At 66.7% G+C, this 23,964-nt stretch carries 21 protein-coding genes; 11 read left to right on the forward strand and 10 right to left on the reverse strand.

What is annotated here, in order from left to right; translation table 11 throughout:
- The first annotated feature begins 26 nt into the window (after positions 1 to 26).
- Positions 27 to 905, forward strand: a complete 879-nt coding sequence (locus NL126_RS18805; protein WP_255196419.1) for a mechanosensitive ion channel family protein — start codon at positions 27 to 29, stop codon at positions 903 to 905.
- Between the two features lie 40 nt (positions 906 to 945).
- Here NL126_RS18805 and NL126_RS18810 read toward each other — a convergent pair whose 3' ends face one another.
- Entirely contained in the window at positions 946 to 1,563 is a 618-nt protein-coding gene (locus NL126_RS18810; RefSeq protein ID WP_255196420.1) for a class I SAM-dependent methyltransferase, read from the reverse strand.
- A gap of 89 nt (positions 1,564 to 1,652) precedes the next feature.
- Between NL126_RS18810 and NL126_RS18815 the strand changes: the two genes are divergently transcribed.
- Together NL126_RS18815 and NL126_RS18820 are read left to right on the forward strand one after the other, a co-directional pair.
- On the forward strand, positions 1,653 to 2,423 hold the full coding sequence (locus NL126_RS18815) for a creatininase family protein (protein ID WP_255196421.1): 771 nt from the start codon (positions 1,653 to 1,655) through the stop codon (positions 2,421 to 2,423).
- Between the two features lie 131 nt (positions 2,424 to 2,554).
- Positions 2,555 to 3,055, forward strand: a complete 501-nt coding sequence (locus NL126_RS18820) for a hypothetical protein (RefSeq protein ID WP_255196422.1) — start codon at positions 2,555 to 2,557, stop codon at positions 3,053 to 3,055.
- Between the two features lie 16 nt (positions 3,056 to 3,071).
- Here the strand turns inward: NL126_RS18820 and NL126_RS18825 are convergent, their stop codons facing one another.
- From NL126_RS18825 to NL126_RS21980, 6 genes are all read right to left on the reverse strand, one after another.
- Positions 3,072 to 4,352, reverse strand: a complete 1,281-nt coding sequence (locus NL126_RS18825; RefSeq protein WP_255196423.1) for an AI-2E family transporter — start codon at positions 4,350 to 4,352, stop codon at positions 3,072 to 3,074.
- A 273-nt stretch (positions 4,353 to 4,625) separates the two neighbouring features.
- Entirely contained in the window at positions 4,626 to 4,853 is a 228-nt protein-coding gene (locus NL126_RS18830; protein WP_255196424.1) for an H/ACA ribonucleoprotein complex subunit GAR1, read from the reverse strand.
- Between the two features lie 71 nt (positions 4,854 to 4,924).
- Positions 4,925 to 5,386, reverse strand: coding sequence for a DUF7965 family protein (locus tag NL126_RS18835; protein ID WP_255196425.1), 462 nt, complete (start codon positions 5,384 to 5,386; stop codon positions 4,925 to 4,927).
- Entirely contained in the window at positions 5,379 to 5,831 is a 453-nt protein-coding gene (locus NL126_RS18840) for a CopD family protein (RefSeq protein ID WP_255196426.1), read from the reverse strand. The genes NL126_RS18835 and NL126_RS18840 overlap by 8 nt, the downstream gene beginning before the upstream one ends.
- A 46-nt stretch (positions 5,832 to 5,877) precedes the next feature.
- Positions 5,878 to 6,156 carry a signal recognition particle subunit SRP19 gene (srp19, locus tag NL126_RS18845; protein WP_255196427.1) on the reverse strand — a complete coding sequence of 93 codons (279 nt, stop codon included), beginning with the start codon at positions 6,154 to 6,156 and terminating at the stop codon, positions 5,878 to 5,880.
- A 37-nt stretch (positions 6,157 to 6,193) separates the two neighbouring features.
- Positions 6,194 to 7,318: a hypothetical protein gene (locus tag NL126_RS21980; protein ID WP_286670840.1), complete on the reverse strand. Its 1,125-nt coding sequence runs from the start codon at positions 7,316 to 7,318 to the stop codon at positions 6,194 to 6,196.
- Between the two features lie 164 nt (positions 7,319 to 7,482).
- Here NL126_RS21980 and NL126_RS18855 point away from each other — a divergent pair, with 164 nt between their 5' ends.
- The 5 genes from NL126_RS18855 to NL126_RS18875 all read left to right on the forward strand — a co-directional run bounded on the left by NL126_RS18855 (position 7,483) and on the right by NL126_RS18875 (position 14,479).
- Positions 7,483 to 10,806, forward strand: a complete 3,324-nt coding sequence (locus NL126_RS18855) for a PGF-pre-PGF domain-containing protein (protein ID WP_255196428.1) — start codon at positions 7,483 to 7,485, stop codon at positions 10,804 to 10,806.
- A gap of 52 nt (positions 10,807 to 10,858) precedes the next feature.
- Complete coding sequence (locus NL126_RS18860; RefSeq protein WP_255196429.1) at positions 10,859 to 11,581, forward strand: ABC transporter ATP-binding protein; 723 nt, start codon at positions 10,859 to 10,861, stop codon at positions 11,579 to 11,581.
- On the forward strand, positions 11,574 to 12,773 hold the full coding sequence (locus NL126_RS18865) for an ABC transporter permease (protein WP_255196430.1): 1,200 nt from the start codon (positions 11,574 to 11,576) through the stop codon (positions 12,771 to 12,773). Before NL126_RS18860 ends, NL126_RS18865 begins: the two co-directional genes overlap by 8 nt.
- A complete protein-coding gene (locus NL126_RS18870; RefSeq protein ID WP_255196431.1) occupies positions 12,770 to 13,993 on the forward strand; it encodes an ABC transporter permease in 1,224 nt (407 codons plus the stop codon). The genes NL126_RS18865 and NL126_RS18870 overlap by 4 nt, the downstream gene beginning before the upstream one ends.
- A 78-nt stretch (positions 13,994 to 14,071) precedes the next feature.
- Positions 14,072 to 14,479, forward strand: coding sequence for a hypothetical protein (locus NL126_RS18875; RefSeq protein ID WP_255196432.1), 408 nt, complete (start codon positions 14,072 to 14,074; stop codon positions 14,477 to 14,479).
- A 7-nt stretch (positions 14,480 to 14,486) separates the two neighbouring features.
- Here the strand turns inward: NL126_RS18875 and NL126_RS18880 are convergent, their stop codons facing one another.
- The gene (locus NL126_RS18880; protein ID WP_255196433.1) at positions 14,487 to 15,035 is read right to left on the reverse strand and encodes a GDP-mannose mannosyl hydrolase; all 549 of its coding nucleotides are present in this window, start codon (positions 15,033 to 15,035) and stop codon (positions 14,487 to 14,489) included.
- Between the two features lie 253 nt (positions 15,036 to 15,288).
- Positions 15,289 to 16,350, reverse strand: a complete 1,062-nt coding sequence (locus NL126_RS18885; RefSeq protein ID WP_255196434.1) for a right-handed parallel beta-helix repeat-containing protein — start codon at positions 16,348 to 16,350, stop codon at positions 15,289 to 15,291.
- A 166-nt stretch (positions 16,351 to 16,516) separates the two neighbouring features.
- On the opposite strand from NL126_RS18885, the gene NL126_RS18890 reads away from it, so the two are divergent.
- Both NL126_RS18890 and NL126_RS18895 read left to right on the forward strand, forming a co-directional pair.
- On the forward strand, positions 16,517 to 19,420 hold the full coding sequence (locus NL126_RS18890; protein ID WP_255196435.1) for an FtsX-like permease family protein: 2,904 nt from the start codon (positions 16,517 to 16,519) through the stop codon (positions 19,418 to 19,420).
- Positions 19,417 to 21,036, forward strand: coding sequence for a hypothetical protein (locus NL126_RS18895; protein ID WP_255196436.1), 1,620 nt, complete (start codon positions 19,417 to 19,419; stop codon positions 21,034 to 21,036). Before NL126_RS18890 ends, NL126_RS18895 begins: the two co-directional genes overlap by 4 nt.
- Positions 21,037 to 21,051: 15 nt before the next feature.
- Here NL126_RS18895 and NL126_RS18900 read toward each other — a convergent pair whose 3' ends face one another.
- Complete coding sequence (locus tag NL126_RS18900) at positions 21,052 to 22,284, reverse strand: digeranylgeranylglycerophospholipid reductase (RefSeq protein WP_255196437.1); 1,233 nt, start codon at positions 22,282 to 22,284, stop codon at positions 21,052 to 21,054.
- A gap of 374 nt (positions 22,285 to 22,658) precedes the next feature.
- On the opposite strand from NL126_RS18900, the gene NL126_RS18905 reads away from it, so the two are divergent.
- A complete protein-coding gene (locus NL126_RS18905) occupies positions 22,659 to 23,873 on the forward strand; it encodes a CBS domain-containing protein (RefSeq protein WP_255196438.1) in 1,215 nt (404 codons plus the stop codon).
- The last annotated feature ends 91 nt before the right edge of the window (positions 23,874 to 23,964 follow it).

Raw genomic sequence — 23,964 nt, forward strand, 5'->3', positions numbered from 1 at the left:
TCCCCGGTCGAAACGCACCCTCGGTCGTGCTCGCACAACTCTCGCCAGCAGGGGGCGTCCCCGAACCGCTCCAGCCGTACAGCCAGGCAGCGACCGAACTGTTCGCGTTCCTCCTCGTCGCCGCTGTCGTCTACTTCGTCGGCCGGGTCGCCGTCGTGCCGCTGCTGTTGCGTGGGGTCCGCCGGCGCAACCGGAACAACCCGACGCTGTTGACTGCGACCGAGACGTATCTGCAGGTCCTCCTCGTGGGGCTCGCACTCCTGTTCGGGCTCGTGGCCGCCGGCTACGGCGACTACCTCGTCGACACGGACTCGGCCATCGTCATCGCCGCGCTCACCTTCGCGCTCGGTGTGGCGGGCCAGGAGGTGTTCGGGTCCCTCATCAGCGGCATCTTCCTCGTCGCGGACCCGGACTTCAACGTCGGCGACTGGATCTCCTGGTCGGGCGGCGAGGGCACCGTCGAAGCGGTCGACTTCCGGGTGACGCGCATCCGTACCCCGAACAACGAGACCATCACCGTCCCGAACACGGCGCTCACGACGAACGCGCTCACCCGGCCGTTCGGCCGCGATACCTTCCGCGTCACCGAACAGGTGTTCGTCTCGTACGCCGAGGACACCGAACACGCTCTCATGGAGCTCCAGCAGGTGGCCGCGAACCACGACCGCGTCATGGAGGAGCCCGCCCCGAGCGCCCGCATTCTCGACCTCGGCCCGGACAGTATCACCGCCCAAGCGGAGTTCTGGGTCGACGCCCCCGCCCGCGAGGGCATCGCCGACCTCCGTTCCGATTTCCGACGACGCGTCAAGCGACGGTTCGACGAGGAGGCGTTGACGCTCGCGCCACCGTCCGGCCAAGAGCTGTCGGGGGAGGTGTCGGTCAAGGGGGCCGACACAGACGCCTGAGCGGTGGCGACGCGGGCGGGCATTTGGAGTGGACGCGGTCTCAGACGACGCGGAACACGCGAACCGTGTCGCGGGCGGTCGGCTTCCGGAGCAGTTCTGCGAGGCCGAGGCCGGTGAAGACGTCGTGCCAGTCGCGGTGGTACAGCGGGAACTCGTCGTCGACGTAGCTCACCTCGGTCCCCGAGCGCCCACGCTCCGGGCCGTTGCCCTCGTTCTCGGCGGTGACGACGAGGTCCGAGGAGACGCGCGTAATCTCCTCGAACACCCACGTATCGTCGGGGTGGACGTGCTGGAGCGTCTCCACCGAGTAGACCACGTCGAACGCGTCGTCGGGCACGTCCGGGAGGTAGTCCTCGATAGCACCGGCGTGGAACGTCCCGGTCTCGGCGAGCCGGGGGTAGTGGTCGGCCATCACCACGAACGACTCGTCGTTCAGGTCGATGCCGGTGAGGTTCTCGTAGCCAGCGTCGCGGAGCGTGGCGAGATGCCGTCCCGAACTGCAGCCGAGTTCGAGCACCTTGGCGTCCGTGGAGACGTAGTGGGCGAACACGTCGACGAGCGTCTCGCTCACCTCGTTCGGGCCGATGTCGGCGTAGTACGCCGGGGAGTACGCCCCGGAGCGCTCGGCCCAGTCGCGGCGGTTCTCGCCCGGGTCCATACTGGCGTGAACGCCGGCCGGGGGTTTAGGGGTCGCGGTCCGGGGTGGCGACGCCATAGCGTTTTCCCGCCCGGGTACGTGCGTCGGGTATGTATCTCGCCGACGAAGCGTGGCCCGACCTGCAGTCGTACTTCGCGTCGGAGTCGCTGGCGCTCGTTCCGCTGGGCTCGACCGAACAGCACGGCCCCGCGCTCCCCGAGTCGACCGACCACGTCATCGCCGAGTCGCTCGCCCGTGAGGCTGCCCGACGGACCGGCTACCTCTGTACCCCGACCGTGAACATCGGGGTCTCCCCGCACCACCGGCAGTTCCCGGGGACGATGTGGGTCTCCTCCGACGCCTTTCGGAGCTACGTCGAGAGCTTCACGCGGAACCTCACCTACCACGGCATCGACCGCGTCATCTACGTCAACGCTCACGGCGGGAACGTCGAGGAGCTTCGGGAGGTCGGTCGCACCCTCCACGGCGAGGACGTCTGTTACGCCATCGAGTGGATGTGGGACGAGTCGATTCCCGACCTCGTCACCGACCTGTTCTCGCAGCCGGGCCCCCACGGTGGCCCGAAAGAGACCTCGATGCTCATGCACCTCACCGACCTCGTCCACGAGGACCGCCTCGAGGACGCTCGGGACGGCGGCTGTGTCGACATCGAATCGGACACGACGCTCACCCACCACGGGGCACGGACGTTCTTCGACGCGAGAGAGAACAGCGAGAACGGCGTGTTCGGCGACCAGACCGACGCCTCCGCGGCGAAGGGCGAACGACTGTTCGAGGCCGCCTGCGAGCAGCTCTGTGAGCTGTGTGACTGGCTGGCGGCGAGAGATCCGGCCGATCTACGGCCGGCGCAACGGGTCTGAGTCGGGGCCCGAGCCACCCGCTCTCCCCGTGTTCCCGTCACCTGCCTCGTAGCTGTCGATTGCGCATCAGGTGATTGCTCGCTACGGCCCCGGAGCCGTACGGCTATGCTCTCGGCTAGCGTACGCCGCGCATGGCCAGTGAGTTCCGACGGCCCCGCAGTCTCGCGGTCGCTCGCACGGTGGTGTATCTCGCCGCTGGCGTCGCGCTCCTCTTCCTGTTCGGGGTGACGCTAGTGTTCCTCGTGGCGATGGGGACGCTCGGCGTCGTCTCGGTCGCACTGTTCGAATCCGGAAACGCGCTCGCCGTACTCGGTGTCGGCCTGTCCGGGCTCCTCGTGAGCGGGGCCGTCGCCTACGGGGTGCTGTCGGTCACGCGGCGTGCGGACCACTGGCTCGTGGCCGCGGCTCGCCGGTCGGACCCGCTCGAGGAACTGGCGGCGAGCTACGTCGAGGGCACCCTGGACGAGCGCACGTTCGAGCGGCGAGTCGAACGGGTTCTGGAGGGCGGTTCGGAGACAGGGGGGCACTCATCGATGGACCGACCTCGTCTCGGAGACGAGCCGCCGGTCACGATTCGGGTCGGGGACGACGAACGCATCGAGGGGTCGGGTCGGGACGCGGAGGTCCGGTAGCCCCGTCACAGCCACGTCAGGCGTCGGTTGTGTCGTCGCTCGGCGTGTCGTCGACACCGTCTCCCTCTCCGAAAATATCGTCGGGGACCAGCCGACTGCGCCCGGTCTCGGCGTCTCCGGCTACTTCCGGCGTCGACAGCACGTCCTCGCGGGTGGGTGTCTCAGCGGTGGACGACTCGGCTATCGACGCGAGGCCGTCCGGCAGCCGGTCGGCGTCGACGAGCCACGGCAGGACGACACGTGCGAACTCGAAGACGAGCACGAGCACGAGCGGGCCGAAGAAGATGCCGTACCAGCCGAACAGCAGCGGGCCGAAGATGTACGCGAGCATGATGGCGCCGACGTGGAGGCTCCGGCCCGAGATGTACGGCCGCAGCAACTGGTCGGGGATGTAGTCGATGACGACGACCGAGACGAGCGCGAATAGGACGGGAAACCACGCGGTCTGTGGGTCCGACAGGAGTGAATCGGCCAGCATCAACAGCGCGACGGGGACCCAGACGAGTTTCATCCCGATGACGGGCACGAGGCTCGCGACCCCGGTCAACAGCCCCAGCAGCACGGGGTTGGGAATCGGCACGACGTCCGGGGCGACGAGGTTCATCGTGGAGTAGACGACGGCGCCGAGCAGCCCGGTCATGAGCGCGTTCAGGATGTTGCCGAAGTAGACGTTCTTGAGGTCGCGGTCGACCGCGCCGAAGTACGCCAGCAGCACGCCCTCCTCGTCGAAGAACGTCCGGCGTGCCCACGCGGCGATCCGGTAATCGTCCCGGAGCAGGTAGAACGTGATGACGACCACGATAAACAGGTGCAGCCCGGCGTTCGCGACGAGCAACAGGGAGCCGAACAGCGCCTCCATGACACCGTCGAGCGCGCCGAAGTCGAGCCTCGCGAGTTGGTTCGGGTCTGCGATGACGAGCTGGATCGCGTCCTCGACCTGCTGGCGAATCTGCGTGACGTCGAGATACGGTTCGAGGACGACCGCGACCTGTCCGAACGCCCCCGAATCGGCCAGCGAAGCGAGTTCCTGGACGGCGATCGTGACGGTCCACGCGACGAGCAGGAGCACCGGGAGCGTCACCGTCACGATCGCCGTAGCGACAGCGAGCGTCCGGTTCCGCACCCGCTGGTGGATGCGACGGAACACTGGCCGGGTGACGTAGTAGACGAACAGTCCGAGCACGACGGTGCCGACGTACCGCCACGCGACGAACACCAGCACGCCGAAGAAGAGCGCCGCTATCGCCCAGAGGCCGGCTCGCGTCCGGTCGAACCCCGGGACCGACACGACGCTCACACGGACCACCTCAGCGGCGACTCACGACCGAAATCGAGCCCCGACTCGTCAGCAGCGTGTGATACCGCGGGGCGGGCAGTGACCGTCTCGGCTGTCGCTGTGTGACGCATGAATCGCTCGCGACAGGTAGGGCCGTGGACGACAATAAGTCGGACAATCGTTCAGGACAGTACGCGACAACTTACTCGCCCGTTCCTGTCAGCAACTGGTACTCAGGCGGTTGCCAGCTCGTGTCAGCACACTTCAGAGACGGGCGCTCGAGCCGACTCGCGGTCACCGCGTGTACAGTTTCGTCCCGAGCATCGTATCGACCACGACGCCCGACCGCGGCGAGACCGCGACGTACGGCCGGTCGACGGGGCCGAACACGTCGACGATACGCCCCGCCGTGTCGAGCGACTCGTCGAGGACCGATGCCCCGATGTCGGGGACCTCGCGGTCCGAACACCGGGCGATAGCGAGCCCCTGTGCCGTGCGGACGACCTCGCCCACACGCTTCATGGGGCACCCCGCGAGCGTCTGTGCATACCACTGCTCGACGACCGAGGGATAAATCGCTTTCCGGACGCGACTCACTGCTCCCCGGGGGTGAGCCGTGCCCCGAGCCGGAGGAGCGACCGGTCGAGCAGGGCGAACCCGACGCCGATGACCCCGCCGATGATGGCGGCGACGACCGCCCCGATGAACGCGAAGATGAGCACCGAGAGGACCTGCCCGCCGAGCAGGAGCGCGGCCACGAACCCCCCGACGAGCACGACGAGCAGAAAGCCGACGCCCGTGAGCGCGCCGTAGACGGCGCCGCGCTGGAGGAGCCTGCGCGTCGAACTCTCGGTCGGCGGGGCGGCGTCGAACGCACGGCCCGTCGCCAGCCAGACGATTCCCCACAGCACGGCGTACAGCGCGAGCCCGACGAGGGTGTCGAGCCCGCCGAGCAGGTCGCGGAGGGCATCCGAGAGGTGGATGAGCCACACGGCGAGCAGGACGAGCAGGCCCGTGTGGAACGTCGCGAACGTCCACCGTCGCAGGTCAGCCATGCGCCAGTACCTCCGCGAGCGCGACGACGACCCCGAGTGACAGCGCTGTCAGGGCGTAGCTCCGGGCGAGGAGCGTCCGGATGGCTGCGTTGTGCGCGACGGGCACGCGGTCGATGCCGTCGACAATAGCGGTGCGGACGACCGAGCCTAGGAAAAAGAGGAGAACGACGAACAGTTTCACCGCGAGCGTCTGCCCCCACGCTGTTCCCGGCCCTTCGACACCGGCACCGAGCGCGCCGAGGTTGCCGACGCCCGTCGCGACGACTAGCCCCATCGCTCCCCAGAAGAGCCACTCGTAGCCGACGGCCGTCGAGAGCACCACGGCTGTTTCGTTGGCGGCCCTGGCGCGCTGGAACCCGAGCCAGAGCACCACGGCACCACCGGTGACGAACGCCATCGCGAGGACGTGGAGGAGACGGACGCTGAGATGGAGGGACTCGACCATTCGCCACGAGGTTCTCACGGCTGGGTGATAGGTGCTACGGCAGCCGTCAGGTTCGAAGCGCTTGCAGGTAGGCGGCGACCGCACCGATCATGTCCGACTTGCCCGCGTCGTCGGCGTTCTGCACGAGGACGCGCCCCCGTGGCTCCCACTCGCGGGAGTACTGTTTGTCGCGCTCGATGACCGCGTCGTAGCCGACCTGCTGGACGGCCTTCGCGATCTCGTCGACCGTCGGCTCCTCGACGGCGAGGTCCAATGGGACGCGGCGCCCCTCCGAGCGGGAGAGCGCCGCGTCGAACTGCGCGGGCCACAGCACGTTCTCGACCATGTCGGAAGCGACTCGGTCGGGCCCTATACCTCTAACGCTACTCGCGTCGACCGAGGAGGGCCACACCGACGAGCGCGAGCAGCGCCGCAACGAGCCCGAATCCGAGCCCGTCACCCGACGTCGGGGTCGACGAGGGCGTCGGCGTCACGGACGCCGGCGTCGTCACCCCGTCGTCCGTTTGCGTCGGACTCGGCGACACCGTGGCCGTCGGCGTCTGCGTGGGGCTCGGAGTCGGCGTCGGGGATGGTTCAGGGGTCGCCGTGCTCGTCGGTGTCGCCATCGGCGTCCCAGGCGTCATCGTGGCCGTGGGGCTGGGCGTCGAGGCACTGCTGCCGCCACTCGACCCACCGCTACTGCCGCCACTCCCTCCCGAGGTTCCGCCCGTGCTGCCGCCACCGGATTTCGGTGCCTCGGTGGGGGTTGGCGTGGGGTCTGTCACGGTCAGGGTGTAGTGATCGCTGACACCGACGAGTACCTTCTGTCCGTCCTTCGTCTCTTGGTCACCGTGCGCGACCGCGTAGGCGTCATATTCACCCGGAGACAGCGAGTCGGTCGGAACTTCGGCGACGTAGCCGTCGGCCGTCTGCGTAGCGTTGACCCGGACGATACTGTCGGCGTTACCGACGACAATCTCGACACGGCTGGGGTCCCCGCTGCTCGCGGTTGTGCTGACCGACGCCGTCACGCTGGCTGGCTCGCCCTGCTGGACGCTCGACGGCACGTCGGCTGTGATGTCGTAGCCGGTAACGACGATCGGGACGATCTCTCGGATGCCGCCGTCGTACACTGCAGCAAAGTACGACCCGGGAGAGAGATTCTCGGTCGGGAACGAAGCGGTGGCGTCCCCGTCGTGGTTGTTGTCCGTCTGTTCGATCTGGACCCCGCTCGAGGTCACCCGGTAGAGGTAGATGTCGTAGTCGGAGTCGTCAGTCGTGACCGACACCGAGATGGCTTCCCCCTGTGGCGTCCGGCCGAGCTCCGAGACGGCGTAGTCGTCACCCTCGACGGAGACTGTGCGTTCCGGGATGTCGATACTGTCACCACTAGTAATCGTGTACTGCACCTGCGAGGCACCGACGCTGAGACCTGACGTGACGACGAGCACGCAGATAACGAGGGTCGTGATTAGCCCGACGCTCTCTGCGCGAGAGGGACATCTCATATCGTCAACCAACAAACCGCGGGGCATAGTGTTATGGTTTTACGCTGAACTTATCGCTAGTAGGAACACCCAAACTGTTTTTATCTCTGTGTTAGCACTTGGGGTATAACATGACAACACGGTCCGAAGTGCCGGTATCAAAGGTGCTTTTCGTCGTGGCTCTGGTGGGGGTACTCGCCCTGGCTCCATCGCCCGTGGCGGCGGCCGGGGATACCATCATAGTTGACAACGGAGCGACTGATTGTGCGGGGGTAGATAACGTAACGATTCAGGGGGCTATCAACGTCGCCAACCCCGGCGACACGATTCTCGTCTGTTCGGGGACCTACGCCGAGAACGTGGTCGTCAACGAGTCTGTGACCATCAAGGGGGCCAACGACTCCAGCGGCTCGGGGGTAGCGAAGCTCGGAGGGCTCTCCGGTGACGCGTTCACCGTCGAAGCGAATGACGTGGCCATCGAGAACGTGGCAATCGGCTCGTACGACGGTGCGGCGATTCACGTCGCAGACGCGCAGGGAGTAAACGTTTCGAACGTCGCGATCAACAACACGTCGACCGGCATCCACCTCCAGCCGTCCGGTTCCGGTGTCGTGTCCGACGTGAACGTTCGAAACGTTTCGATCAAGAATAGCACTGTCTACGGGGTGCATCTCGATGCGACCAGCGGTACCAGCCCCGAAATACGCGGGGTCGACATCACGGAGAGTGAGGTCAACCAGACCAGTGGAGCTGCGCTCCACGTAGTGGGAGCCAGTTCCGGTCTCGTCGACGACGTCTCCGTCACGGAAGTTCGGTTCGGCAGCAACCAGCGGGCACTCGCGGTTTCGCTCGCTGATTCGGCCGCCGCGACCGACATCGACGTTTCGCGCGTCGCCATCGACGACACGACCACCGAGGCGGTTTACGTCGACGAGTCGAGCAGTGCAACCTCCGACGTCTCGGTTCGCGAATCGCTCGTCACCGATGCGAACACGGCTGTCTGGCTCAGTTCGACGACTGCGCCAGAGACGCTCGACTTCCGTGTGAACATCCTCCGTGGCGTCACCGTCGGTGTGAACAACCAGAACGTCGGCGCGAACTTCACGGCACGACAGAACTACTGGGGTGCGGATAGCGGCCCGGCGAGCGCGACGGGCACGCTTGAAGACCCCAAGACGGGGACACTCGCCGACGGCTCGGGCGCGACGGTCTCGGAAGGCTCGACGAGTGGCGTGTCGAACGTCGTATTCGACCCGTGGCTCGGCAAGGCCGTCTGTGACGGCACTCAGTTCACTCCCGTCGCATCGAAGCTGGTGAACTTCCCGACCGTCGACGGCGTCTCGACGGAACAGCTCCTCCCGGTCTGCGTGTGGGAGCGGTCGGTCCTTCCCTTCCGGGCGAACGACTCGAGTGCAGCGACGAGTATCGACCTCCCAGCGACGTTCGTCGACTCCACTGACATCGGGTCGAGCGTCCCCATCAACCGAGACACGTTCTCGGTGTACCAGCAGGGACAGGCAGTCACGCTAGAGTTCGCGGACACGACCGGTGCCAACACCGATCAGTTCGCGAACGACGACGCGCAGTTACTCGTCGTGAGCGCCGACAAGAGTTCGCAGCTGTCGAGTCTCGTCGGCTCCGCGTCGTACAACGAATCGACGTACACGGCAGTCCTGTCGAGCGAAAACGTTTCCGCCGAGGTCGTCGACCCCGGCTCGTTCGACGGTAACGGCGAACTCACGGTCACGCACACCCCGAGCGAATCGAACGTGTACGCGTACGTGCTCGTGCGCCGGAGCTTCGGTGAGGGCGTCGGCGTCGACGGAAACGGGGACGTGACGATCAACGGTGGCGTCGACGTGGTCGGTTTCGACGTCATCACGGTACAGGAGACGGCGTCGACCGCGTCGCCGCGGAACACCTCTGTCGCCGCCGGCAACAACGTAACGTTCGACGTCGACTCGAACCTCGGCGCGGGAACGACCCGCCACGGTGTCATCATCTACAACGAATCGCGACTCGCCGACCAGACGGTCGAGCTGGTTCTCGACGTGACGACCGACGACCTCGTCGCGCTCGACGTCAGCAGCAGTGACCTGACAGTCCGGACGAGCATCGAAGGGTTCAACGGTGTCGTCAACACGACCGACGACGCGACGTTGCTCGGCATATCGCTGCAGTCCGGGACGACATCCGGATTCATCTCGACGCAACAGATGCTCGACGAGACGGCATCTGGCGCGACGCTCGACCTGACGAGCAACCCGACGCGGCTCAACGCGTCGGCGACGGTCGTCGCGACTGGCACCGAGACGGACGTGGTTGATGTCGCGACGCTACCGAACTGGGGAACTGGCACGTACCGGTACGTCCACATCGCGCAGAACGACGGGGACATCAGCTCCACCAGCGGCACGGTACAGGTCACGTCGCCGACCCCGACGCCCACACCGACCCCGACACCCCCGACGGGTGGGGACGGTGGGGACGGCGGCGTCTCGCCGCCGTCCGGCGGTAGCGGTGGTGGTGGCGGCGGTGCGGTCCCGCCGGCCCAGCCGCGCGCGTCGGTCAACGTCACTCACGACGGCACGAACACGACGGTCATCATCACGCAGCTGCAGGCCGGCTTCCAGCTGGTCATCGACACGTCTCAGCTCAAGAGCGACGGGCCGTTCGACCTGACCCGCATCGAGTTCACGCCGACGGTCGGTGACGACATCCGGCTCGACATCGGCCGGCGAGAGCAGGTGCCGCAGGGAACACCGTCGCTGCGGCAGGCCAACGGTAACTCGCTCGGGTACATCACTATCGGTCACAGCATCAACAACTCCGACGTCAAGAACGTCCAGTTCCGCTTCCGCGTCTCGCGGGAGCGGCTCGAGGACCGCGGCATCCCGGCCGGAAACGTCGTCCTCTACCGCTATAACAACGGGTCCTGGACGAAACTCCCCACCAGCATCGTCGCGACGAGCGACGGGTCGATCGTCTACGAGGCCGAGTCTCCGGGTCTTTCGGTGTTCGCGTTCGGCACCGAGCGCGGGGCCGTCAGCGTGACCGACGCGTCGCTCAGTCAACAGACGATCGAAGCCGGCGCGTCCGTCGACGTGACCGCAGCCGTCGAGAACGACGGCCAGTCGCGAGCGAACCGGACGCTCGAACTCACCGTCGACGGTGAGACGGTCTCGACCCGGACGGTGACACTCGAAGCGGGCGAGAGCAGGGACGTGACGTTCACCCGGACGTTCGACGACGCCGGCTCGTACGATATCGCTGTTGACGGTGTCAGCGCTGGAACCCTGACGGTCGAGGCGGACACACCGACCACCACGCCGTCTCCCACGCCGACGGTCGACGCTCCGGACGACACACCGACCCCGACGCCGGGTGATGACGGCGGCTCCGGACTGACGTTCATCGTCGTCCTCCTGGTCATCATCCTCGCCAGTGGGGTCGCGGCGGTCTCTTACCTCTACTACACGGGGAGCCTCGACGACCTGTTCGCACAGTAGGTCAGTCGACACCTTTCTGTATTCGACCCCGTACGTTCACACAGCACGATAGATGTCTGCCACTTCGTCTCCCCACCCGGTCGTCCGTGCCGAGGCCGTGACCCGACGGTACGGCGGCACTAACGGCGGGCTGTTCACTCGAGGGACAACCCGGACCGCGGTGACCGCGCTCGACGGCGTTTCCCTCCGGGTCGATCGCGGTGAGGTCCTCGGGCTCACCGGCGCCAGCGGGAGCGGAAAATCCACGCTGCTCCACCTGCTCGCTGCGCTCGACACGCCCACCTCTGGTACCGTCGAACTGCTCGACACCGATATCTCGAATCTGTCAGAGAAGCGCCGTACTGCGCTCCGACTCGACCACGTCGGCGTCGTCTTCCAGCGGTTCCACCTCCTACCTGCGCTCTCGGCGCGATCGAACGTTGCCCTCCCACTCGTCGAACGTGGCATCGGGAAGACCACGCGGCGCGAGCGCGCGGCCGACCTGCTCGAACAGGTAGGTCTCGGTGACCGACTCACCCATCGCCCCGGTGAGCTTTCGGGGGGCGAACAGCAGCGGGTCGCCGTTGCGAGAGCACTGGTCACCGACCCGGACTTGCTCGTCGCCGACGAGCCGACCGGCGAGCTGGACACCCAGTCCGGCCGGACGGTCCTCGACCTGTTGCGCGAGGTCGCAACCGACCGGGCCGTGGTCCTCGCATCTCACGACGACGCGGCCGTCGCGGCCGCGGACCGCGTCGTCGAACTCCGCGACGGCAGGGTGGTGGAGAGTGGGTAGACTCGCCCGCTGGCGCGGGCTCGTCGAGATCGGTGTCCGGAACACCGTCGTCAAACTCGGTGGGGGCGGCCAGAGCACCCTGAGCGTCGTGGGGGTAGCTGTCGCCGTCGGCCTCATGCTGACGGTTTCGAGTATCGCACTCGGCATCGCGACCGGTGGCGTCGCTGCAGACACGTCGACGGACTACCTCATCACGCCCGAAGGCGACGCGGGGAGCGTCGTCGCGCAGGTCGAGGGGCAGCAGCTCGGACAGGTCCACGCCACGACCGCCCGCATCGAGTCGTTCGACGGCGTCGAGTGGGCGACGCCCGTCCTCGTGACTATCGGTGGCGTCGACGTGGACGGTGAGCGAGAGTATCTGCTCGTCGTCGGAGTCATCCCCGAACAGCAGGTCCGCGTCGCGGGCCTGACCGCCTCCGGGTTGACGCCCGGCGATCCGATGTTCGACGGTGGGCCGCGGACAGGCGAGGCAGTCGTCTCACAGGCCGCTGCCGAGGAACTCGGGTACACCTCGGGCGACCGATTTCAGCTCGTGAATGGCGCGTCCGATGCGAACCGGACGTTCAGCGTTGTGGAAGTTTCCGAACCGACCGAGCCGGGACTGGGCCAGCTCCCGGTCGCCGTCGTGCACCTGAGCGAACTGCAGGCAATCACCGGTGGCAACGAGGCAGACGTGGCGAGTCGCATTCTCGTCAGCGGGTCTGGTGAGGACCTTCCGGGCAAGCTTCAACGCGTCTACCCGGGGTCGGAGGTCCAGACCCGCGAACAACTCCTCCAAGAACGGGCACTCGACTCGCAGTTGACGCTCGCGGTCGGCGTCGGCGCCTTCCTCGTCGCCGTGGTCGTGGGCGTCCTGTTCATCGCGACGACGATGGGGTTCGAGCTCGCGGCCGAGCGGACTGACCGGCTCGTCATGCGAGCCGTGGGTGTTTCGCGTCGGAGCCGACTAACGCTCGTGGCAGTCCGCACGTTCGTCGTCTGTCTGTTCGGCGGCGTCGGTGGGGTGTTGCTGTGGCTCCTCACCTCCGGGCTGGTGAACGTGGTCGCTCGGCGCGTCAGTGGCGGCGTCGCCGTCGCCGTCGTACGGCCGGAGTTGGCGGCACTCGGACTGGTCGCCGCGCTGCTCATCGGCCTGCTCACGACACCGTATCTCCTCGTGTCGAGTCGCCTCGGGAAGGAGGTGATGCCGTGAGCCGCCGTCGCGCGCTGGTCGGGCTCGCCAGCGTGCAGTTACGCCATCACTGGGGTCGCGGCGTGCTGGCGGTCGTCGGGGTTGCGCTCGCCGTGCTACTGGTGACGCTCCTGTTGGGCCTTGGGTTCGGGCTGTTCTCGACTGGGGGCGAGGCCATCTCGTGGATCAACCGCGACCTCTGGGTGACCGGCGGTGGCCTCGGCATCCAGGCGGGGAGCGTCGGCGGCGTCGAGAACCCCATCCAGAACTCCCATCAGGTGGCCGCGTCGATTAGCGCCGACGGCCGGGTCGCTGCGGCCCAGCCGCTCGCGCTGATGACGGTGTACGTCAGCCCGAACGGCTCGGAATTCGACACGACCATCGGCGTGGGAACGGTCGGAGAGCAGGACCCAAACGTGGGTGACAATCAGGGATTACGTCTCAACGACAGCCACTACGCCAACGGGACCTACGACGGGGCGATGCGCCACGAGGTGATCATCTCACCTGAAACCGCCGAGAAGTACGACGTGGGCGTGAACGACACGCTCTACATCGGCGGCACGCTGAGTCAGGCGCGGGCGAACGAGTTCCGGATTATCGCAGTGAGCGGCCGCTTCTCGACGTTCCTCGGGACGAGTTCGGTGGCCATCCCGCTGAGCGAACTACAGGAGATAACTGGGACGACCGGTACCGACCGCGCGGCACTCATCGGTGTCACGCTCGAGCCGGGCGCGGACGCCGACGCCGTCGAGCGCGATATCGAACGCGAGTATCCGGAACTGGAGGTCCGAGGCAACAGCGAACAGGTTCGTCAAATCGTCGGCGGGCAGGCCGCCGTCGTCGTGGGCGTCGTGTCGCTCGTCGTGCTCGCGGTCGTCTCGGGTGTGATGCTCGTGGTGAACGTGCTGGCGACACTCGTCCGGGGGCAGCGTGCGGAGCTGGCAGCGCTCAAAGCGTCGGGCGTTTCCGGGGGATCGCTCGTCTTCCTGGTGCTCGCACAGGGGCTGCTGCTCGGGATCGTCGGTGGAGTGGCTGGTGTGGCTGCGGGCCCTCTCGCCGTCGACGGACTCAATCTGGTCCTCAAAGATCTCTCGGGGTTCGCGAACCTCATCAAGACGCCGTGGTGGGTCTACGGGTTCGGCGTCGGGCTCGCGGTGACGATGGGCGTGCTCGGCGCGACGGTCGCCGGGCGGCAGGTGGCGAAGCTCTCGCCACTCGACCACCTCCGGGCACCGTGATCCGACGCGCCATAGCGGCCTGCTACTTATTGGCACGGACGGCGTAGAATCGGGGGTCAGTCCGGCTGGCGGGGTCGCATGCACGTTCACACGTTCAACTTCACCGAGTTCGGGGGCGGCGTCCGCGAACTGTTAGAGCGAGTCATCGACGCGCTCTTTCACGTCCGAAGCACCGACGGCTGCTCCGCGCTGGTCGTGAGCCTCTTCCTGCCCGACGCCCAGTGTCACGTCCTCGTCGAACTCGACGACGAGGACCCGGACTACTGTGACGTCACCATCATCGAACAGAACCCCGAGACTGTAGAGGTGTTGCGCGAGCTCACGGGCAAGGAGTACGACGAGACCGTCGGCTACGTCCGACACATCGTCGAGACGTTCCTGAAGCGGACGGACGTCTCGAACGTGCTGGTCACGACCGACGGTCGGCGGATTCAGGACGTCACGAGCAAACTGGGCCGGAAGGCCCCGAGAGAGACAGAGCGGTAGTCGGATCTCATGGCCACGCCGGGAGCGACTCGGCGACCACCAGATAGTCGCGGATGTGGTCGTGTAGCGGGTCGGATGCCGACTCGAACACCCGGAGGTCGCTGTGCTGTTCGTCCGTCGTGAGTTCGCCGTCGGTCACGTCTACCACGTAGCCGTTCGCGAGGTAGTGTTTGGTGTCGACGCCCTCGACGTCCGACGTGTCGTAGAAGTGCTCGAACGCGCCGAGCGACTCGACGATGTCCACCTCGATGCCCAGCTCCTCGCGGGCAACCCGGTGGACGGCCTCGGTTCGCGTCTCGCCCTTGTGGACGCGGCCACCCGGCAGGAACCACCAGCCCTTCACCGGCTCGTTCTGTCGCTTGCCGAAGACGAGGCCGCCGTCGTACCGAACAAGCAGGTCGACGGAAACGATGGGAGCGTTGGCGACGATGGTGCGCCAGTCGTCGTCGGGAATCCAGGCAGTCACGAGTGGTTCGTCCGGGTCACAGACCAAGTATGCACGGAAAATGTCTGCTCGGGGGGTGAAGATGGTGAACGACCCGGTCGCCTGTACCACCAGCGCGTCGTCGATCGTCAGCGTCGACTCGAGGTACGCGACTCGGCGCTGGCACCGAAACGTCTGTCTCGCAGGTGACGGTTCCCTCGGTGACCGAGCCCAAGCCGCTGACTGGATATCGATGGCCACACAGCGTTCGTCTCCCGTGTCCCCCGAGACAACACCGTATCTATTCCGGGGATTCGATTGACAGTCGAAGCTGATAGGAAGTTGTTTGAGGGCAGAAGTGAGGGTTCCGGAACCGCCTGCTCGGTTACGCCGATGTGAGCGGGTTCTCGCCGAGTGCGTCGTCGAAGTGGACGTTTGAGACCCCGTCGTGCGGACCCTCAGAGACGGCGCCACCGCTGCCGTCGGCCGGTTCGTCCGTCACCGGGTCGACGAACGGTGCGTCGGCGTCCGCAGCACTCGACGGTCCGTCGCTCGTCCCCCAGTAGTTCCACGTGGCATTGAGGGTCATGTCAGCGTCGTTGTTGACTGCGTACTCGCGGTTGTCGACGAACGCGTTACGGTGGACCGCTGCTTGTGCGAGTGGTGGGTCCTGGCAGTCGTCAGCCCACTTCTGGTTCGTGGAGTAGACGTGGATGCCGTCGGTGTTCGCCGTGAAGGCGTTGCCGCTGACGGTGAGGTTGTCCGCGTTGTTGACCCAGAGACCGTCGTCGTTCGCACGGAGGGTGTTCCCTTCGACGACCACGCTGCTCTCGTCGTCCATCAACAGCCGGACGCCCTGTCGATTGTTCGTGAGTTCGTTACCCACGAGCCGGGTGTGATAGTCGGTTCCGTACGCCGAGCCGGTGACCTGAATACCGGCCCAGGAACTGTTCGAGACCGTGCTGTTCGCGACCGTGATGGAGGCTTTGCTGAGCGAGATGCTCCACTTGCTGTCGGTCACGGTCACGTTCTCGATGCGACCGCTCTCGAAGGCCTTGTACTCGACGCCGAACTGCCAGTTGGTGACGGTGACGTTGGCCACGGTCACGTTCGACCGGAGGCGAGAGACGAGCGGCGTGGTGATGCCCGAGCCCTCGGTCGCGTTCACACCGTCGATGACGTGGCCGTTACCGTCGAACACGACGTCGTCGGCCGTGATCCGGATGCACGCGTCGGTCGACCCGTTGGTGATGTCTGTGGTCAGTTCATACCGGCCGGGCTCGTCGATGGTGCGACACGATGTGACTCCAGTGGCGTTCGATGCGGTCATCGCCTGCGATGCATCGTCGAAGGAGCCAGGCAAGAGCCCGACGCCAGCCGCGGTGAGCGGGCTCATCACCAGCACCCCGACGAGTACGGGGACGAGAATCGAGTACTGTCGTGACATTTGACTGCCACTACACCACGTCCCAGAGCTGCATTAGTTAGAGTTCGGGTAAATCGGAGTGATACGAACGAGTGGGCGCCGACGTCTGGACGAAGCCTTTATCCACGCAATGACGGATTGGTAACACAGTTAGTATGCCAGCCGTCGCTGCCCTCCACGCCCGTCGATGAGCTACCGACGGGCGCTGCTGACGCGCTGGTCGCGCCGCGACCGGCTGGCAGTCCTCGTCGTCGCCGTCGCCGTCGCCTTCCTCACGGGCACCACGCTGGTCGTCCTTGCCGTCGGCTCCTCGACGGCGGGTATCGCTGCGGAGTTCTCCGCGGGCGCCGCCGTAACCGAGCATCAATCCGTCGCGGACGCCGAGGCTGCTGCCGGCCCCGACGCTGTCGTCGTTCCGCTCGCGACCGTCGAAACCGCCAACGGAACCGCGACGGTCGTGGGCGTTCCGTCGAACGCGAGCGTCGGCGAGGTGGAATTGCGGGGTGGGGGAGAGCCATCAGTCGGGACGCTCGACACGGCCCAAAACGTCACGCTCGCGGGCAACGCAGAGACGGTCTCGCTGCAGGTCGTCCCTCGCGGGCAGTCACCCTTCCCGAGCGACTGGTACGTGACCGACCCCGCGACCACGTCGGCGCTCGGCACCAGCGGCGCACTCGTCGTCGAACCGGCAGACGGCGTTCCGTCCGCGGGGGTTCCGCTCCAAGGTGCGCTCGCGTTCTTCCTCGCCGGCACCCGGAGCGCGCTCTCGACGCTCGTCGTCGCCGCGGGCGTCGGCGCGGTGCTCGTTGGCGTCACCGTGTACTCGGTGACGCGGATGCTCGTCCGTGACCGTATCCGCGAGTTGTTCGTGCTACGCGCGACGGGCCGTACCCGGTGGCAGGTCCGCCGGCTGTTCTGTGCACGAGGCGTACTGATGCTCGCTATCGGCATCGCACTCGGTTACGCCATGGGCGTCATCGTGACGAACATCGCGGTCAACGTGGCCGTCGCCGTCGGCCTGCCCACGTCGCTGTCGACGCGCGTCACCGGCGAGGCCGCACGCTTCCTCGCCGCAACCTACGCGGGCGTGTTCACAGTCGGCCTCGCCGCAACGCTGCTCGCCGTCCAACCCGAGGTGGCGAAGTCACCGGCGAACATCGAGACCTCGAGTAGCACCTATCGACTCTCCGGGATTCGCCCGCAGGTGCTCTCGGAGCGGACCGCGATTCCGACCGCCGCGACGCTCGCGGCGTTCGTGACGTTCCTGCTCGTCGTCGCTGGGATGGCGGGCGTCGCGGGACCGCTCGCGACGACCGACGACGCGACGTTCACCGAACCGGGGAGCACGCACCCCATCGCCAGTAAGGTGCCCGCGAACTACGCCGAACCTCTCCGAAACCAGGGCATCGCCGCGAGCCCCGAGATACTCCTCTTTGCCGTGCACGACGGCCAGCCGTTTCCGGCCCGAGGCGCGAACTACTCGGCGTTCTCCGAGTTGAGTGACGCGCGGCTGGTTGCGGGACGCACTCCCGAGGGACCAGACGAAGCCGTCATCGGCGCCGACCTTGCCGAGACGCTCGGCGTCGACGTGGGTGAGTCGATGCTCGTCGGGGGGAGCGTTCGGCCTGCGGTGACTCGCGTCGAAATCGTCGGGGCCTTCGAAGCCGGTGGCGCGGACGACGACCAGCTCATCGTCGGGCTGGAGACGGCCCGACATCTGAGCAACGTCCGTAGCGGACAGGTGAACTTCATCCGCGCGGAGCGACTGCCGTCACAGAACATGATGGCCCGCCCCACGGGCCCGACGGGGGTGACGGACCTCTCGGCACCCGCGTCCGTCGCCGCGGGTGAATCCTTCCAGGTACGGGTGACGCTCCGCAACGACGCGCTCCAGCAGCAGGCCGTCGAGACAACGCTCCGGGTCGGCGACCAGACGCGACACATCTCGACCACGGTCCCCGCGACGGGCCAGCGAACGGTGACGGAGACCTTCACGGTCGACGACCCGGGGAAGTACGGCGTGTCCGCCGACGGCGTGTCGTCGGTCCTTCGTGTCCACAAGCGCGACCGGCTCCGACTCGTGGGCGTTCCTGACCGGGCACCGCCCGGCAGTCAGCCACAGATACGCGTCGTCAACGGGACGGGCAAGGGCGTCGGTGACGTGACGGTCACAGTCGGAGACTGGCAGGGGAAAACGGCAGCGGACGGCTCGGTTCGGGTCAGGTTGCCCGAGGGTGGGTGGACCGAGGTTCGAGCCTCGCAGGGGAATCAGACCGTCACCGAGCGTGCCACCGTCGCCGGAGGCGCGCTCCGCTCCCTCGACACGACGCTGCAGGTCAGTCCGAGCCAGCCGTCGATGCTCACCGAGCCGACGCTCACGGTCACGCTGACGAACCGCTGGGCGACGCCGCTCGACCGGACGCTGACGATAGCTGCACCCGGCGGCCCCTACGAGCGAACCGTGACGGTGCCGCCGAGCGAGACGCGACGCATCAGCCTCGACCTCCCACGTCAGCCACGGGGACGCTACGACGTTACTGTCTCGTCCGAGGAGCAGGAACTCGCTGCAACGAGCTATCGTGTCACGGGTGACGACCGCATCCTCTCGGCGCTCGCGACGAGCGGCCGGTCGGGCACCACCGGCGTCGGGCAGGCCGTCGCCGTCGCGCTCGGGAACCTCGAACTGGCGCTCGGGGCGTTGATTCTGCTCGGGGCGGGAATGACCGTTGGCGGGGCCGCTGCGACCTTCGCCGGGGCGGTTCACGCGAACCGCGAGGTTCTCGGGCTCCACCGTGCGGTCGGTGCGACGCGCTTCCAGGTAGGCAAACTCGTGTTCGGCGACGCCCTCCGACTCGGCCTGCTGGCGGTCGCGGTCGCCATCGCGGCCGGAGTGCTGGCGCTCGAACTCCTCGACCGGCTCGGCCTGCTGACCGTCTACGGGGTCCAGATTTCGACCACGCCATCGGTTCCGCTGCTACTGGGGGTCGCTGCGGCGAGTCTGGTCGTCGTGGGGGCGGGCGCGGGTGTCGCTGTCAGTGCCCTGCTCGCCAAACAGCCCGCCGATCTCGTCGACGGAGGTGAACAGCTATGAGACGCAGTCGCTGGGGGCTGCTCGTCGTCGCAGCGCTCGCCGTCGGTATCGCCGCGCGAGCGTCGTTCCTGGTCTGGAGCCCACTGCCCGCGACCCTGGACGGCTTCCGGTACGCACGGCTGGCCGACCACATCGTTGCCACGGGGGAGGTGCTCGGCGCCGGCGTGGAGTCCGACGAGGTGGTGACGACGCTCCTACTCGGCATCGGGAGCGAGGTGACCGGACTGCGGCCGTTGTATCTCGCCCAGCCGCTCGTCGCGTGTATCGGTGGCGCGTCCGTCCTCGCCGGCATCGTCCTCGTTCGCGGACTCGGCCGGGCGCGCGACTGGCCGGCTCGCCGGACGTTCCACGCCAGCGTCGTCGCCGCACTCGGGCTCGCCGTGAGCGGGATGTATCTGCGACGGACGGGCGTGCCCGACGAGGAGGCGCTCGCCCTGCTGTTCCTCCCGCTGTTCGCGCTGGCGAGCCATCGAGCCTTGGCGTCGCGGCGAGTCGCGTGGGCCGTGTCTGCAATCGTGATTGGCCTCGTCTACCCGCCAACGCACAACATGAGTTCGCTCGTCGCTGCGTTCACGCTGACAGGGCTCGTCGTCGTGCACGTCGTCACGGCACGGAGCCGGCGGGACGTCGCGGTGCCGTTGCTCGCGGGCGGCGCGTTCTGGGCGTATTTCTTCGGGTACTTCCTCGCGGCCGAGTACCTCGGGCTGAAGCTGACGTACTCCGGACTTCTCTCCGACCATCTGGGTGCGTTCCTCGCGTGGTTGGTCGTGCTCGTCGTGGGTCTGGTGTGGCTCCGGTCGACGTCGCCGCGGGCGATTCACTCGCTGTTCGGGGTCAGCATCGGTTCGTGGTTCGTCGCGGCGACAGCGAACCTCTTTATTCCCGTGTTCCCCGGCACCATCCAGACCCCGCCGCTCGTTCTCGGGCTGGCCGGGCTCTATATCGTCCCCGTCGCGCTGTTCGCGTGGTGGCTTCCGTCGGTTGTTCGTGATGGGGGCGACGTCCCAGTCGTCGTCGCGCTGCTCGTTGGCCCGGTGGCACTGAGCTGGTTCACCTTCTCCACCTCGCTGAGCCCAGAGTTCTTCGACGCGGTGATGCGCGTACAGGTCCACGCGCACATCGCGGTCTTCGTGCTCGCTGCGGCTGGTACCGTGGGTCTTGCCGCAACGCGGCCACGGATTGGTCGCGCTGTGGTTCTCGCGCTCGTTCTCGCCTCCGTGCTCTCCGCCCCGTTCGCGTTCGTCCACCTCGACACCGGAACCGCACCGCGAACGGTCCACAGTTCAGAGTTCGCGGCCGTCTCGTTCGCGTCGACGAACGGTGTGTACGCTTCCGATCACCGGCTCGCTCGACCAGGACCGCAGTATTACGGCGACGTGTCAAGAGCGGTCGGACCCACCCGAACGTGGCTCGAAGGCGGTCCGCCTCCGAACTGTCTCACCCTCGCGCAGCGGGCGTGGAGCACCGACGGAGCACACTTCTATCCGACGCCACCGAAAACGCTCGACTCGGCACGGTTCGAGCAGTGGCACGAACAGGGGAACCTCGTCTACAGCGTCGGTGGCACGACGGAGACGTACGTCGTCGCGCCGCTCGATAGCGCGAACGGTTGTTGAGGGGAGAAGAGCGGGTTACTTCGCAAGCTGGTGTTTGACGAACCGGGCGACGAGCGAGAGGTCACCGCGGTGGATGAGCTTCGCGATGGCGAAGGGGTTGCCAGCGTTCGCCTTGCTCATCGTATCGGGGTCCATCCGGCGGAGGTCGCGCATGAACTGGTCGTAGCGCTCGTTCGTCGCCAGATACATCAGCTCGGTCATCTGGAGCCGGCGCTTCATCTCCGGGGCGACCTCCTCGTGCCACAGCTCGTTGTACAGCTGCATGTTCTCGGCGGAGGTGTCCGGCGTCTTCGGCGTGAGGCAGTGGTCGACTGTGATGGCCGCAGCGCGGGCGGACTTCATTCCGTTATGGATGCCCTCGCCCCACAGCGGGTCGACCGTCGGGACGGTGTCGCCGATGGCCATGAAGTTGTCCGTCGAGAGTTCGCCCGGCATCTGGATGTGCGCCGAACCGCGGTGTTGCTTGCCCTCGATGGGGACGGCGTCCTCGAACCGGGGGTCGGTCTCCATCCAGTGTTCGAGATAGCCGTCGACCGTCCGGTCAGCGGTGGCGTACTTCTGGAAACTGTCGTTCTGGATGAAACAGACACCGACCTTCGCCGTGTCCGCGCCGGTGTGGAAGATCCACGCGTAGCCGCCAGGGGCGTAGCGGTGGTCGAGCCGGAGCATCATCGAGTCCGTGAGGTCCGCGTACCCCTCGCAGTCGAAGGTGACGTTCTCGTACTCGCGCTCGATGCCGATGGCCTGGTTCTGGCGTTCGAGGTTGGTCACACCGAGTTTCTTCGCGAGCGGGGCGGCCGGGCCGGTGGCGTCGATGATGATGTCGCCGAATAGCTGCTCGGAGCCGTTGTACTCGACGCCGACGATCGTTCCGTCCTCCATGATGGGCTTCGAGACGCGCGAGTCGAAGCGATACTCGGCCCCCTTCTCGCGGCTGTCCTTCACGAGGAAGCGTTTGAAGTCGGCGAACTCGAGGACGGCACCCGGCATCTCCTGGACGTAGTGCTCGTTGGGGGATTCGAGCACCACGTCGTCGGTGAACTGCATGACGACGTCGTCGGGGATGTTGAACGCCACCATCATCCGGGGGAACGTCCCACCGGTCGACTTGTTGCTCTGCCGCGGGAAGCCGTCCTCCTGCTCGGTTTCGAGCACGACGACGTCGTACCCGCGAGTGGCGAGATCGCGAGCACACTGGGCCCCTGCCGGCCCGGCCCCCGCGATGACTACGTCAGCGTGGTCATCCATATTGAATGGGCAAACAAGTTCCTCCGTAGTATGTACTTCGCCATAGATTTCCGGGAGAGCAAGGTCCAACCCGACTCACCCCCGCCACACCGGCGCGAGCGCGTCCGATATAGCCACAGCCCGCCTATGTCTTCTACGCTGTCGCCATCACCGGTCGCGTGAGTGGCGCGCTGTCCGCCGGTTCGTCGCTGCCCCGAGGTGCGGACAGCGGCCGTAGCGGTTCGTCCCGGGCGACCGTAAGTCCCCCCGTCGCGTATCGGCCGGTGAGAGTCACCGAGGAGTTCTTGAGACTGTCCGTCGAAGAGCTAGTGGTACCACATCTCCCCTGGCGTGTATCGAGCCGTGACCACCTGACGCGGACACACACAGACCCAATGGACATCTCAGACATTGTCACCGAGGACTACGTTACACTCACTCCGGATACCCCCGTGTCGAAACTCGTCGGCACGTTCGACGACCCGTCGATTACTGGCGTCGTCGTCCACGGCGACCAGTTCGAGGGTATCGTCACCCGTCGACAGCTCGCCACCTCTCACCACCCGCCCGACGAGAAGATCGGCGGCCTAGTCTGGCACGTCCCGCGGCTCGCGCCCCACGAGGACGTCCGGAAGGTCGCCCAGCTGATGATCGACAGCGACTCGCAGCTGCTGCCCGTGTTCGAGGGCGAGCACCTGCGCGGGGTCGTCACCGCCGACGACGTGCTCCGGAAGGTCCAGCCGTTCCTCGACGCGGCGACCGTGGCCGAGGCGTACAGCGCCGACCTCGTCTCGGTTGCGCCCGACTCGACGTTCGGCGAGGCGCTCAACACCCTCCGCGAGCACCACATCACGCACCTCCCGGTCGTCGAGGACGGCTCGGCGGTGGGCATCCTGAGCCTCTATGACGTGGTCAGCCTGACGGTCCGGTCGATGGGCCGGAGCCAGGGCGGTTCTGCGACGGGGACCGACTCGTTCGGCGGCGTCATCGCTGACGGAACCGGTCGAGCGCATGGCGGCTTCGGTGCCCGCGAGGGCGAACTCGCGCGTATCCTCGACCTCCCGGTCCGGGACGTGATGGTCTCGCCCGTGCGGACCATCAGCCGGAGCGAGACGCTACAGGACGCCGTCGAGCTGATGTTCGACATCGGTGGGTCGTCCCTCGTCGTCACCGACGACGGCGAGCCGCACGGCATCGTGACGAAGACCGACGTGCTCGACTCGCTCACCTGGGAGGCCGAGGGGAACCGCGCCGTGCAGGTGTACGGCACGGACCTGCTCGACGACATGAGCTACGACGACGTGCTCGCGATGATTGACAAGTTCGAGGAGGTGGGCGGTGATATGGCCCTCCTCGACACGAAGGTCCACCTCCAGGAACACGACGAGAAGCTCCGCGGGACGCCGCTGCTGTTGGCCCGGATCCGCCTCTACACCGACAGTGGCCTGTTCATCGCTACCGGTGAGGGCTACGGGGCGTCACACGCGCTCAACGAGGCACGGGACGTGCTGGAACGGCAGATCCGCGACCAGAAGACGTACGGCGCGAGCAAGAAACACCCCGACGAGACGTTCTGGGAGAAGCGGTTCGGCTGGATGCTCGAAGAGTAGCTGGCGATAGAGCGGACCTTTCATTCATTTTCAGGTCGCCTCGACGTCCGGTCAGCCCACCGACCGTTTACCCAACACATATGTTACCACG

It is taken from the genome of Halorarius litoreus (assembly GCF_024362405.1).
GTDB classification, from domain to species: Archaea; Halobacteriota; Halobacteria; order Halobacteriales; family Haloarculaceae; genus Halorarius; species Halorarius litoreus.

Bases quoted from the DNA above. Each gene is read 5' to 3' on its own strand.
- NL126_RS18810 (WP_255196420.1), bottom strand. From the start codon at position 1,563: ATGGACCCGGGCGAGAACCGCCGCGACTGGGCCGAGCGCTCCGGGGCG.
- NL126_RS18815 (WP_255196421.1), top strand. From the start codon at position 1,653: ATGTATCTCGCCGACGAAGCGTGGCCCGACCTGCAGTCGTACTTCGCG.
- NL126_RS18820 (WP_255196422.1), top strand. From the start codon at position 2,555: ATGGCCAGTGAGTTCCGACGGCCCCGCAGTCTCGCGGTCGCTCGCACG.
- NL126_RS18830 (WP_255196424.1), bottom strand. From the start codon at position 4,853: ATGAAGCGTGTGGGCGAGGTCGTCCGCACGGCACAGGGGCTCGCTATC.
- NL126_RS18835 (WP_255196425.1), bottom strand. From the start codon at position 5,386: ATGGCTGACCTGCGACGGTGGACGTTCGCGACGTTCCACACGGGCCTG.
- NL126_RS18840 (WP_255196426.1), bottom strand. From the start codon at position 5,831: ATGGTCGAGTCCCTCCATCTCAGCGTCCGTCTCCTCCACGTCCTCGCG.
- srp19 (WP_255196427.1), bottom strand. From the start codon at position 6,156: ATGGTCGAGAACGTGCTGTGGCCCGCGCAGTTCGACGCGGCGCTCTCC.
- NL126_RS21980 (WP_286670840.1), bottom strand. From the start codon at position 7,318: ATGAGATGTCCCTCTCGCGCAGAGAGCGTCGGGCTAATCACGACCCTC.
- NL126_RS18860 (WP_255196429.1), top strand. From the start codon at position 10,859: ATGTCTGCCACTTCGTCTCCCCACCCGGTCGTCCGTGCCGAGGCCGTG.
- NL126_RS18875 (WP_255196432.1), top strand. From the start codon at position 14,072: ATGCACGTTCACACGTTCAACTTCACCGAGTTCGGGGGCGGCGTCCGC.
- NL126_RS18885 (WP_255196434.1), bottom strand. From the start codon at position 16,350: ATGTCACGACAGTACTCGATTCTCGTCCCCGTACTCGTCGGGGTGCTG.
- NL126_RS18890 (WP_255196435.1), top strand. From the start codon at position 16,517: ATGAGCTACCGACGGGCGCTGCTGACGCGCTGGTCGCGCCGCGACCGG.
- NL126_RS18895 (WP_255196436.1), top strand. From the start codon at position 19,417: ATGAGACGCAGTCGCTGGGGGCTGCTCGTCGTCGCAGCGCTCGCCGTC.
- NL126_RS18900 (WP_255196437.1), bottom strand. From the start codon at position 22,284: ATGGATGACCACGCTGACGTAGTCATCGCGGGGGCCGGGCCGGCAGGG.
- NL126_RS18905 (WP_255196438.1), top strand. From the start codon at position 22,659: ATGGACATCTCAGACATTGTCACCGAGGACTACGTTACACTCACTCCG.